The sequence below is a fragment of the Cognataquiflexum aquatile genome (genome assembly GCF_003316845.1).
Classification (GTDB): domain Bacteria; phylum Bacteroidota; class Bacteroidia; order Cytophagales; family Cyclobacteriaceae; genus Cognataquiflexum; species Cognataquiflexum aquatile.
The window spans coordinates 85,415-97,765 of record NZ_QMIK01000003.1; the positions used below are offsets into that span (position 1 = coordinate 85,415).

The 12,351-nt window shown below is 42.0% G+C and carries 10 protein-coding genes; 7 read left to right on the forward strand and 3 right to left on the reverse strand.

Translation table 11 applies throughout. From position 1 onward, the window contains the following. Window positions 1-28 precede the first annotated feature (28 nt). Window positions 29-790 carry an alpha/beta fold hydrolase gene (locus tag DQW11_RS09290; RefSeq protein WP_113923802.1) on the forward strand — a complete coding sequence of 254 codons (762 nt, stop codon included), beginning with the start codon at window positions 29-31 and terminating at the stop codon, window positions 788-790. A gap of 2 nt (window positions 791-792) precedes the next feature. Here DQW11_RS09290 and DQW11_RS09295 read toward each other — a convergent pair whose 3' ends face one another. Then, window positions 793-2,241: a DASH family cryptochrome gene (locus tag DQW11_RS09295; RefSeq protein WP_113923803.1), complete on the reverse strand. Its 1,449-nt coding sequence runs from the start codon at window positions 2,239-2,241 to the stop codon at window positions 793-795. A gap of 103 nt (window positions 2,242-2,344) precedes the next feature. Here DQW11_RS09295 and DQW11_RS09300 point away from each other — a divergent pair, with 103 nt between their 5' ends. The 6 genes from DQW11_RS09300 (at window position 2,345) to DQW11_RS09325 (ending at window position 9,053) form a co-directional block, all read left to right on the forward strand. Then, window positions 2,345-2,914, forward strand: coding sequence for a hypothetical protein (locus DQW11_RS09300; RefSeq protein ID WP_113923804.1), 570 nt, complete (start codon window positions 2,345-2,347; stop codon window positions 2,912-2,914). A gap of 143 nt (window positions 2,915-3,057) precedes the next feature. Further along, window positions 3,058-4,128 (forward strand): hypothetical protein, encoded by a 1,071-nt coding sequence (locus DQW11_RS09305; protein ID WP_113923805.1) that lies wholly within the window; start codon window positions 3,058-3,060, stop codon window positions 4,126-4,128. Between the two features lie 13 nt (window positions 4,129-4,141). Further along, a complete protein-coding gene (locus DQW11_RS09310; protein WP_113924207.1) occupies window positions 4,142-5,071 on the forward strand; it encodes a polysaccharide deacetylase family protein in 930 nt (309 codons plus the stop codon). A gap of 103 nt (window positions 5,072-5,174) precedes the next feature. Continuing rightward, window positions 5,175-5,738: a DUF5034 domain-containing protein gene (locus DQW11_RS09315; protein ID WP_113923806.1), complete on the forward strand. Its 564-nt coding sequence runs from the start codon at window positions 5,175-5,177 to the stop codon at window positions 5,736-5,738. Between the two features lie 230 nt (window positions 5,739-5,968). After that, window positions 5,969-8,380 (forward strand): glucosidase family protein, encoded by a 2,412-nt coding sequence (locus DQW11_RS09320; RefSeq protein WP_113924208.1) that lies wholly within the window; start codon window positions 5,969-5,971, stop codon window positions 8,378-8,380. A 163-nt stretch (window positions 8,381-8,543) separates the two neighbouring features. Continuing rightward, window positions 8,544-9,053: a hypothetical protein gene (locus DQW11_RS09325; RefSeq protein ID WP_113923807.1), complete on the forward strand. Its 510-nt coding sequence runs from the start codon at window positions 8,544-8,546 to the stop codon at window positions 9,051-9,053. 497 nt (window positions 9,054-9,550) lie between these two features. Here DQW11_RS09325 and DQW11_RS09330 read toward each other — a convergent pair whose 3' ends face one another. Together DQW11_RS09330 and DQW11_RS09335 are read right to left on the reverse strand one after the other, a co-directional pair. Further along, window positions 9,551-11,767, reverse strand: coding sequence for a DUF5916 domain-containing protein (locus DQW11_RS09330; protein ID WP_113923808.1), 2,217 nt, complete (start codon window positions 11,765-11,767; stop codon window positions 9,551-9,553). A gap of 122 nt (window positions 11,768-11,889) precedes the next feature. Continuing rightward, window positions 11,890-12,309, reverse strand: a complete 420-nt coding sequence (locus DQW11_RS09335) for a secondary thiamine-phosphate synthase enzyme YjbQ (protein WP_113923809.1) — start codon at window positions 12,307-12,309, stop codon at window positions 11,890-11,892. Between the last annotated feature and the right edge of the window lie 42 nt (window positions 12,310-12,351).

The following is a 12,351-nucleotide window of genomic DNA, read 5'->3' on the forward strand; positions in this document are numbered from 1 at the left end:
TAAGTTGGGATTTTGTATTTTTAGGCATATGATCAACTTTGTTTCAATCGGCCAAGGCAAGCCCCTCATTTTTATCCACGGATTCTGTGAATCCAAAGAAATGTGGATAACTTTTTCAGATGAATTGGCCAAAACGCATACTGTTTATTGTATTGACCTGCCCGGTTTTGGGGAAAGTCCTTTGCAACAGGATAGCATGACATTAGAGGAAGTTGCTGTGATGCTTCATGATTGGATGGAAGAGAACAGGATCACCCACCCAACTGTCATAGGACATTCCTTGGGGGGGTATGTTACCTTGGCTTTGGCTGAGTTGATGGGGAATGAGTTGACCGCCATAGGTCTTTTCCATTCCACGGCTTTCCCGGATGATCTCGAAAAAAAGAAAACCCGCAACAAAACCATCACTTTTATCAAAAAACATGGTGTGGATAAGTTTATAGATTCATTTGTTCCCCCGCTTTTTAGCGAACAGCACCGCATTACCCATAAAAGCAAAATTGAAGAATTGACCGCATTGGGAAAGAAAAGCTCCAAGAAAGGAGTGCTTGCTTATTTATCGGCGATGCGGGACAGAAAAGACCGCACGGAAGTTTGGAAGAACTTCAAGGGGAAAAAGCTGATGATCGCAGGTGTTTTGGATGGGGCGGTCAAGATTGAAGGAAGCCGCATGCACAAACCCTATACCGATGATTACTTTGAACTTCAAGAGGTCGGCCATATGGGGATGTTTGAAGCAGAAAAGGAGACCTTAAAGATTCTCAAGGATTTTTTAAAGAAATTAGGATAGCTTCAATTTTTGACCAATACCCCTTTTTCTTTAGCAGAGAAAGCCACAATAGGGTGTGGATAATTTGCACCTAAATGAACACTATAAGCCTTCAGTTCATTTTTGGTCAGGGTATTCGGCTGATGGATATCAAAACCGGGAATTTTAGCCAATTCAGGTATCCAATACCTGACGAAATCCCCCTTCTTGTCATAATTGCTGGCTTGTTTCAGGATATTGAAATACCTGTTTCCCCTTGGGTCGTTACCGACTCCGGCAACATACATCCAATTTCCCCAATTGGAACAGACGTCATAGTCTATCAGCTGACTTTCAAAATACATAGCGCCCCATCGCCAATCAATCCCCAAGTCATTGACGAGAAAAGAAGCGACATTTTGACGGCCACGGTTGGACATAAATCCGGTAGCATTGAGTTCCCTCATATTGGCGTCCACAAAAGGGATACCTGTCTTTCCTTCAGTCCATTCCGCGAATAGCTTTTCATCTTTTCGCCAGTTATCCACATTTTCTTTGATGCCCTGAAGCTGAAAAATTTTGCGGCCATGTTTTTTACTGATAAACCTGAAGTAATCTCTCCAGATCAATTCAAATACCAGCCAATAAGTGGAGTCATTCTTTTTCCTTTCCTTTTCGTAGCGCTGAACTTCCTCGTAAATATACCGGGGTGACAGGCAGCCCAAAGCCAGCCATGCAGAAAATTTACTGCTATAATCAGGCCCCAACAATCCATTTCTGGTTTCTTTATAGGTCTTCAGACAGTCATTTTCCCAAAAATAAGTTTGAAGCCTTTGCATGCCCGCTGACTCACCTCCTGAAAATGGCAAAACTCCCTTTTTGGAATTAACCGGTTCTTGTAATCCCAATGTGGATAACTCAGGAATGTTACCCAAATCAAGGTCTGTTTTAGGAAAATTGACCTTTTCTGGTATTTTAAAAGTCTTTCTTACTATACTGAACTTTTCGCATTCTTTTCTGAATTGGGTAAAAACCTCTGGCGTTTGATTTACAGGAAAAGGTAAGTCTTCCATGTGGAATAGTGTACTCTGCCAATACGTCCTTGTTTCAATGCCCTTTTTCCATATTGCATTCTCAAGATTTTTTTCTATTGCTTTTTCTTCATAGGTCGCTTCCTCTGAGAAAAAAACGGCTTCCGCCTGGAATTCTACTGAAAGTTCAGGAATCAGTTCTTCAGGTTTTCCTATCCTGATGACAAGATTCGCACCGATTCCTATTAGGTTTGACCTGAGGTTATCCACAGCTTCTATCAGGAATTTTGCCCTAAATGCCCCCGTTTTTTGAATTCCCAATTCCACTTCGCCAAATTGTCTCGGATCAAAGCAATACACAGGGATAATTTCAGAGGACTCTTTGCATGCCGAGAATAAGGCTGCATGGTCAAGCAACCTTAAGTCATTTTTAAACCAAACTATTACTCTCTTGTATTTCATCTGTCTTTCGAACGCCCTGTGGAATGAAAGTGTTTGGCCAAAACCTGTATATTGTAGGCTTTATCGGTATTAAATTTTCTGCTATCCTATATTAATTTCCTTTATGAAACGGTATTTCCTTCTTATCCTGATGGCTGTAGTCAGCTTTCCCGTTTTCGGACAAAATAAACCTGCGAACCAAATCTTTTGGGAATCTCTTGCAGGACATTGTGGTAAATCCTATCAAGGAGTAGTCACTACTCCCATTGCAGATAATGACCCCTTTGCCGGGAAAAAGCTTGTCATGCACGTCGTGGATTGCGGTGAGGGATTTATCCACATTCCGTTTTTTGTGGGAGATGATAAATCCAGAACATGGGTGTTGACCATGCAAGACGGCCTTATCAAACTGAAGCATGACCACAGACATGAAGATGGTTCACCTGACAAAGTCACCCAATACGGAGGAATTGCATCTAATACAGGCTTGGCGGGCATCCAGTTTTTCCCTGCAGACCAAGAAACTGCAGACCTTATTCCCGCATCGGCTACCAATGTGTGGTGGATATCTTTAGATGAGACCTCCTTTACCTACAATTTGAGAAGGATGGGAACTGACCGCTTCTTTTCTGTAAAATTTGACCTGACCAAAGTAGTTGAAAGCCCCGGTCCGGCTTGGGGTTGGGAAAAGTAGCCAGTTGAAATCAGGCCATCAGGCCACTCAACCCCAATTTCCCAAAAGGAGGAGTATGGAAATGACAAAGAATTTACTTACCTTAAAAGTAGAATACATTTCTATTTTCTAAAAATGGGATTTGATTTCAACACAGAGGACAAATGAAAATACAGGTGAAAGTTCGTAAAGTTATCAGTATCGGGGTAATTCTTCTCCTGTTTTCCTTTTATGCCACCGCCCAAAGAGATCCACTTTTTGAATCTGAAGAAATCCTTGAAATCTCCATGAAAGGAGACTTTGACAAGCTTTTTAAGGACACACAAGGAGAACCTCAGTATTTTGATTTTTCATTGTCCTATGTGGATAACTCGCAAAATACTCCTGGATTCCCCCTAAAAGTAAGAACAAGGGGCCATTTTAGAAGGGAAATGAATATCTGTACCTTTCCGCCGCTTTTATTGAATTTCTCAAAGGAGAATGTACTCAACACCATTTTTCAAAATCAAGACAAACTCAAACTTGTCATGCCATGCAAAGGGGAAAAGTTCTTGTTGCGGGAATTTTATGTATATAAGCTCTATAACCTGATCACCGACCAAAGCTTCAAAGTTCGTTTGGTAAAATTGACCATCGAGGACCTTTCTCCAAAGCCCAAAGAATATGAACCCATATTCGCTTTTTTAATTGAGGACGAAGACCGGATGGCTGAACGGAATCAGATGGCTTCGGTAGACCAGTCACTCATCCGACCCGAAAGTATTCCTATTCCTGACTTTCTTAGGATGGCTGTATTTCAATATTTGATTGGAAATACGGATTGGTCCATCCAATACCGCCAAAACATCAAATTGATAAATGTGGATAAAGCTTCTTTGCCGGTGGCTGTTCCTTATGATTTTGACCATGCCGGCATAGTGGAGGCACCCTATGCCAAGCCGGCACCCGAACTTCAAATGCTATCTGTGACGGAGAGAAGGTACAGGGGATATTGTATGGAAGACATGCAGGTCTTTGATGAAACGATTGCATTGTATAATTCAAAAAAGGAGGCGATCTACAACTTGTATTCCGATAGCAAGATCTTGGATGAAAAATCCATCAAATCAGCCACTAAATATCTGGATGGTTTTTATGAATTAGTGAACAATCCCAAAAAACTAAAATCCGAATTTCAATATCCTTGTCTTGAGGAAGGAACCGGTAATGTGGTTATCAAAGGCCTCAAAAAATAAACCCCAAAGTCAAATGAAAAAGTTATCCACAGTATTCTTTTTATTTATTGCAACCCTGTCTTTTGCGCAAGAAAGAACTTTGGCCGAAAAACTTGGCTACACCAAAACCGATAAATTACTCATCATCCATGCTGACGATATAGGTTTGTCCCATTCTGAAAACATCGCTACCATTTCTTCCATTACCGACGGTTTTGTGAATTCCACCAGTATCATGATGCCCTGCGCTTGGTCTTCTGAAGTGGGAGAACTGATCAAAGACCACCCAAATCTTGATATCGGAGTGCATATTACGCTGACCAATGAGTGGTTCAATTACAAATGGGGGCCTATTGCAGACAATGTGCCAGGATTGCAAGGACCGGATGGCTACATGTACCCCGACTGCGCCTCAGTAGCCAAAAATGCAAGTCCCGCGGAGGTGGAAAAAGAAATCCGTGCTCAAATCGAAGCTGCCCTAAGACTCGGAATCAAACCTACCCACCTTGATTCCCACATGGGCTGCATCTTCTATGGCAGGCCTGAGTTTCTTCACTCTTACCTCAAATTGGCTAAAGAATATGGTTTCCCTGCGATGGTTGTTCCTGAAATGGTGGAATCCATCATCAAAACAAACCCAGAATTGTTCAAAGACATCGATGTGGATAACTTGCTCGTCATTGATCAGGTGGCTATTGCTTCCCCAACAATCTATGATGAAAAAGGAATGGATGGATTTTATACGGATTTGTTCAACAACCTGGAATCTGGCATCACTGCACTTCTCATCCACGTCGCCTATGATGATGAAGAAATGAAGGCGGTCACCGTTCGTCACCCTTATTGGAACGCTCCATGGAGACAGGCAGATTACGATTTCTTCACCAGTGAAAAAGGCCGGCAATTGATCAAAGACAACAACATCAAACTCATTACCTGGAGAGAAATTGCATCATTAAACTAGTTTTTCTGGAAATATTTTATTTGATTGGTACCGGATTAAGTTATAAAATCACCCCAACTTCATCCTGTAATTTCAATTTACTATCTCGCAAAATATTACGGTTATGTTTAAAAAATCACTAATCAACACTTTGGGTGTTGGATTGTTGCTGCTTTTGGCCTCCTCCTGCAAAACGACCTGTAAAGACACACTCTACGAACTGAAAGAATTATCCATGGTGCCAAGGACTAGCCAAGGATCGGGAAACAGTATTTGGTACAATGATGACGCGCTACCCATTGACAGGCTGATCGTCAATATCAAAATGGTGAAACCTGTTCAGGTTCTTTTTAACCCAAGTCCTGACTGCCCGGTGGTTTACAAAAATACCAATCCAGTTACAAGCTTCGAACTGATAAGCAACGAGGATTTTAATGACAATTATCCCGCTGGTTCAGATCTCTTTGAACTGACCGCATTTACAGATTTGACACAGTCGTATACCAAAGAAGAGTTTGTGGATAACTTTGTAAATGAATCCAACTTCGGGACATTTTATTTCACATTTACTGAAGGCCCGGAGATTGCCGAAATGCATTCTTTGAAAATCAGAGCAAGGTTTCAGGATGGTTCGACAATCCAGTCATCGATAATTCCTGTTTTGCTGACGCCTTTATTGCCTCAGTAAATTGAGGGGCTGCGGCCTAGGTAGGATAAATGCCAATCAATTTCCCTTGAGAGGCTTAGGGGCTCAATTATTCTGGTTTTCCTAGTTATCCACATAGGCACTTTACTTGAATTAACCTGTATCATTACAAGGGACGTCGAAAGGATTTTTTCAGGCGAGGAGGACAACATTGTATTGAGGGTTGAATGAAAAGGCTTAACTTTATTCAATCGCCATCAATTCAAACCTATATGAATCTTCGACCTGCTATGTTTTTTTTGGGATTTGGACTCCCGCTCTTTTTTTCATGTAAAAATCCCGCTACCCAAAACCCCTTGACTTCCCATTTGGCGGATACTGAAGGATTGATCGGAAATGCAGAATACTTATCCTCACCCTATGTGACCGCAGGAGACCGGGTGTATATGGTAGGGCATCAGGATGGCACCTTTCCGGATTTGGGATGGCATGTCAAAGGTGAAATGGGAGGGATATGGAACCATCCCATCAAACTTATGGACGGTTTTACCGCAGCTATCGTTGAAACATACAATTCCTATTGCCTTGATGCGGCCCATCAATTTGTTAATTATCCTTTTGCCAATAAACACCTTTTCCAAACACACATTCCCGGATTGGAAGTGGATAGGTTCCAATTTGTACCTGATGGAGTTCAGGGAATGGTCATAGAGTTTACTTTTAAGAATGTGGATAAGTCCGAAAAATCCTTTGATTTTGAGTTTTCGGGACATACTGACCTGATGCCGGTTTGGTTGGGAAATATGGCGGGTATGGAAGATTTTGAGGACAAGCTCTCTTTTGATGAGAGCAGGCAAGCTTGGCTTGGCAAAGACGATGGGAATGAATGGTATGTGTTGTTTGGAGCCAACCAAAAAGCAAAAACCTCGGAAGGTGCTTCCGCCACCTGCAATTATACGCCGCAAGGAAAAGGAAAAGCTGCCAAGTTGGGGTATGAAATCAAATTGAAACCTGAATCCTCACAAAGTATCCGTTTCTTCATTTCAGGCTCCTATACCTCCAAGGCAGATGCCGAGGAATCTTTTGACAAACTCAACCTGAATGCGGATACCTACCTCAAGGATAAAAAGATACATTATGCCCAAATCGCTTCCAAAGCCAAAATCACCATACCTGACAAAGAACTTGAAAAGGCATTCGAATGGATCAAATACAATACTGAATGGCTGGTGAGAGAAGTGCCCGAGGTTGGAAGAGGTCTTGGGGCAGGAATGCCGGACTATCCTTGGTGGTTTGGGGTGGACAATGAATATACCCTGAAAGGTGCGATTGCTACCGGAAGAAAGGATTTGGTTTATAGCACCATCGAACTTATCCACAAACTCTCAGAAGCCAATGGAAATGGTAAAATTGTCCATGAAGTAAGCTCCAACGGCGTGATTTTCAATCCCGGCAATATCAATGAAACACCGCAGTTTGCCTCTTTGATTTGGTGGGTATACCAATGGACAGGAGACAGAGACTTTTTGGCCAAGTATTACCCGACAGTAAAAATGGGACTTCAGTGGCTGATGGAAGAAAATGACAAAGATGGAAATCTCTTTCCTGATGGCTATGGCATGATGGAAATCCATGGCCTCCAATCGGAGATGATCGACGTGGCTTCTTATACCCAAAAGGCATTTGCAGATGCTGCCCAAATGGCCTCCCTGATGGGGGAAGATTCCGTTTCAGTAAGTTATCAACATACCTCAGACCTGATCAAAGAGAAAATCAATAAGGAATTTTGGGTGGTGGAATTCAATGGGTATGCGGATTTTATCGGCACGCCAAAAGAAGCCATCCATCTCGTGGATGCCGCCATCATCAGGGCAGATACGCTCAACAAACCTTGGGCTGTGGAGGAATTGAAAGCCACCAAAAAGAAGTTATCCACCTATCCACCCAACAAAAAACAAGGTTTTGTGATTTTTCACAATTGGGTGGTCAATACCCCCATGGAGATGGGAATAGCAGATCCTGAAAAAGCCATTGCGGCATTGGATAAAGGAAAAAGATTCACCAATCCCTTTGGCGTATTTGTGACCGGAATTGACAGGGATGAATCCGCAGATATGGCCGATGGGACTTTTGTGGGAAGCAAAGCCTTTTCCTACACCGGGGCTGTCATGACTTTGCCTACAGGTGTGTCTGCCATCGGCGAAAATAACTATGGGCGTCCTGATGAAGCCTTGGATTACCTGAAGCGCATGACCCGTTCTTTTGGATTTGCACTTCCGGGTTCTATCTATGAAGTATCACCTGATTATGGAATGATGGCGCAGGCTTGGAATCTGTATAGTTTTGGGGTTCCGATAGTCACGCAGTTCTTTGGGATTCAACCGGACGCAGGCAATAAAGTTATCCACATATCTCCCTCGTTTCCAAGTTCCTGGAAAGAAGCCAAAATTGAGAATGTCGAAATCGGAGACAATATCCTTTCTTTGGAATACAAAATAAATGAGGAAGGGGTCGTGGATGCAGTCATCAACCAATCCAACGGAGATTGGCAAATCGTATATTCCTGGCCTGAAGGCAGACAAGCCAATGCAGCTATAAATGGAAATAAAGTGGAGATTGAAAACCAATTGGGTAAAAACAGGATTACATTTAAAGGGAGCAAAAATAAAGTAACCCTGAATTGATCCATTTGGACCTTACTGATTTTGTTTTCCCTGAAAAACACAGGTCAACCTGAAAAAAATTTCCATAACCTCAAATTTCATGTCTTATGGGAATTGTAACTTCGGGCAATTAATTTTGTATTAGAGAATAAATAGAAAGTCGCCTGTTTTCGTGTTTAAAAAAATGAAAATAACTTTAAAAACTTTTGGGAATACCAATGTTTCAAGATTGGATATCCTAGTAGAAATTCTTAGCCTTTTGGTGCTGATTACCTTGTGGGTGCTGACTTATTATTTTCAGCACCAAAGTTTGGAAATTGTGCCTGAGGGGTATGATTTTTTCCGAAATCCGAATGAATATTGGGCAAGCAGGATGACCTATTCAGTACCTTTTGTTGCGACCATTTTATATGTGGGATTGACGCTGTACAACAGAAGCGTGCAATACGGTGATTTTGCGGTGGAAATCAATAAAGAAAAGGGCCCTGCTTTGAGTCAGATCAATAAAAGACTTTGGAGATGGCTCAAACTCAACATTCTTGTGATGTTTATTGTCATCGAATACTTCTCCTTCCATACCGGTTCCAATGCAGGTTCAGGAATTTCGGGTTGGTTTGTTTTTGTTTTCCCCCTCTTACTCTTCGGTCCGGTGATTTTTTTCTTCATCGAATTTTCCAAGAATCAATTGGAGTAAATTTGATACTATTTTAACGATTATTGCCTCTTTATCTTTTTGTCCAAGCCTTTCTGTTGTCGATATTCATTGATTTTCGATACTTATGGATATTGTATCTATTTGCATGGCTGTTGTGGAATTTTAAGGGCTAGTTCAGGATTTTTGATAATTTGATTTCCCCTCAAATATCCCATAACATCCCTAATCTACCAGAATAATGTCCATCAATATCCAGTATCAATCAATATCAAATATCTACGAGTAAAATATCCATCAATATCCAACACCTCACCACCTACAGGGACCTAAATCAAAAATCAACCCTTCGACACCCAAATAACCATTAACCAAATAACCAATTAACCCTTACTATCCAATCCCCATTTCCCCAGAGCATCCCCTATCTCCGACTACAATATCCACCAATATCCAGTATCCATGAATATCTATCTTCTACACCCAAATAACCAATTAACCAAATAACCAATTAACCAAATAACCCAATATCCCCCTTCCTAAATGTTAAACCAATAATTCAGCTTCATGACCAAGGCCCGCTGCTTGGATACAAAAGTGGAAGGAAAGTAATTGTCCGTGTACACGATAAAAAGATCCGAAACAGGCGCATACCGCCACTGAATACGTGTATTGATATTGATATTGTCAATCTGATTGTTGTACTGAAGGAAAGTAGTCCAAAAGAGCGTTTTGGTAAAAGTCAGGTCAATCCTAGGTCCAATAAGGAAAAGGTCAGCATCATTTTGGGGCTCGGGAAGCCTGATGTTATTGTAACTGAAATTCATCGAAATATTGGCGATATAGCCCATTCTCCAACTCATCGTGCCTTGGACTGTTCTGATATTGCCGGTGAAATATTCTCCAAAATCACCTCTCAGGGACACATAAACTTTTTTTCTGGGATTGCTGATATACCTAAATCCTATCAAAGTATTATTATAATCTGTCCCTGCAAGCAAAGGTTCACCGCCTGTCCTGGTGGGATCAAAGTCCGAAAAAAGGTAAGTATAGCGGTTGCCTGCTGTAACTGTCAAAGTCGAAAGGGACTGAAAACGGATCCTGTAGAAAAGAGCATGCAAACCATCTGTGATCCCCAGCTCTTCATTCCATAAGGTTTCTGTTTCCACTCCGGGACCATGCCTGTTGATCAAATTGGATCTTGGAAAAAATTCATATTCAAATGAAGCAAAGCCCCTTTTGTAATCATTTCTTGGTGTGAATCCCACTGCCGGATTGTAATTTTCTCCCACTTGGGAGAAAGCCACCGAAGCAGAAATCGACTGAGTGGCATAATTCAATGCAGCATGGGCAGTAGCAGTATTGTCCAGGTCCTCTTGTTCAAATGATTTGTGGTAAAAAAACTTTCCTGTCCACTTGTTGTCCTTGGAGGCAAGGTTGTAATCAATGCCGAGCAACCTGTTTGATAGACTGTCATTGAATAGGGGAATGTTTAATTCCCCATTCAAAGTCTCCCTGTTGACAAAGATGACTCCGATATTTGACCTGGTAAATACTTTCCTCTGTATGGCTGCAACAGTGAAGTTTTTGCCTTCGATTCCTCGGGATTCATCATTGGCAGTCTGCATGTTCATGGCTCCGATTCGCCAGTTATCGTCGAGTTTCCCGCTGAGCCTGCCTCCAAACAGAATTTGGTTTTGCACATTTTGGCCTGTGTTTTCATCCCTGTCTACACCGATCCTTCTTGAAAAAAACGGTCTTAGGTTGGTCGATCCAAAATCCGCAAACAAGTCAGCATTTTCAAGGAAAAACTGCCTTCGCTCCGGGAAAAAGATTTCAAAGCGGTCCAGATTGGTCACCTGCTCATCTACTTCTACCTGTGAAAAATCCGGATTGACAGTCAGGTCCATATTCATTGCAGGGCCGACGCCTATTTTGGCATCTCCACCAAAGGTGGGTGTCAAAGGATTTGAAGTGCCTTTCAAAAAATTTCTATCTGCAGCCATAGCAGCATAAGGAATTAAGGAGAGGTTGGTACTTTCTTTTTTGAGCGGCTCAGAGAAAATCAGTTTTCGGTTAAATGCCAGATTGATTACGTTGAAGTTTCTCGGTATCGGTGACCAAGTACTCCTTTCATTTGATTTGCTGTCGATTCTGTAAAAATTGACGTTCCAATTGCTTGCCCCATCATTGTACCTTAAGGTAGAAAATGGAATAGCCGCCTCGATGATCCAATGGTCCTCGTAGATTTTTGCCTCTGAATACCATTTGTTGTCCCAAGCCAAATTGAGATCTGTGGATTGCATTCCACCATTGGCGATAAGAGATTCCCGCTGTACCCCAAATGGGTTGATGCCAAATTGGAACCCACTGCTGTAGTCATTAAAAGTGTCAAAGACAAAACTTACCCCATCGTTCTGTTCACCACGGTAATCCCTTCTCAGCGAAGTGCTGACATATTCATCAGGCCGCCTCGGACCGAGGTTGGACATGACGGCGGCTATGTATAGGAATTTGTCGTCAAAAGCGACTTTTACCCTTGTCTGTGCTTTTGCGAGGGAAGTATCCGAGGGAAAAAACTGCTGAAAATCCTCTGCCCAACCTTCTTGTTGCCAGATCGGCTCGTCCAAGACACCGTCCAGCTTGATTTCCATTTTGATCTTGTCTGCGATGATGCCCGGCAAGTCTTTTTTCAGAGATTGGCCAAAGCTAAATCCAACAGGTATGACAAATAGAAAGTAAAGTAATCTCTTCATTTTTCGGGCAAATCGCCTGAAATTAGACCAATTAACTAAGTAGGATTTGGTGATTTATACCAATGGCAAAAAAAGCTTTAAAGTCGGTAAATCGGAGGATTCCCAATCTTTTAAGCCAATCATTATTCTCCCATTGCCGTCAGAACCAGAGACCTTGAACCCCCTTGATTTCTGAATTCACACAGGTAAATCCCCTGCCACGTTCCCAGATTGAGCCTTCCATCTGTGATGGGAATTTGAAGGCTGTTGCCAAAAAAGCTGCTTTTGATATGGGCAGGCATATCGTCGTCCCCTTCATAATTGTGGATAAACTTCGGGTAGCGTTCGGGAATCAGGTCGCTGATAAAGGTCTCGAAGTCTTTTCTCACGGTCGGATCCGCATTTTCATTGACCGTCAAACCGGCCGAGGTATGTTGGATAAATACATGGAGAATCCCCGCCCTGATCTGCCGCATTTCGGGAAAATGCATTTCTATGATAGAAGTGATGAGGTGAAATCCCCTTGGAAAGGGCTTGAGGCTTATGGTTTTTTGGATGGTCATTAGAAGAATTAATCTAAGGTTTTTTTATATCAATGCTTCAGA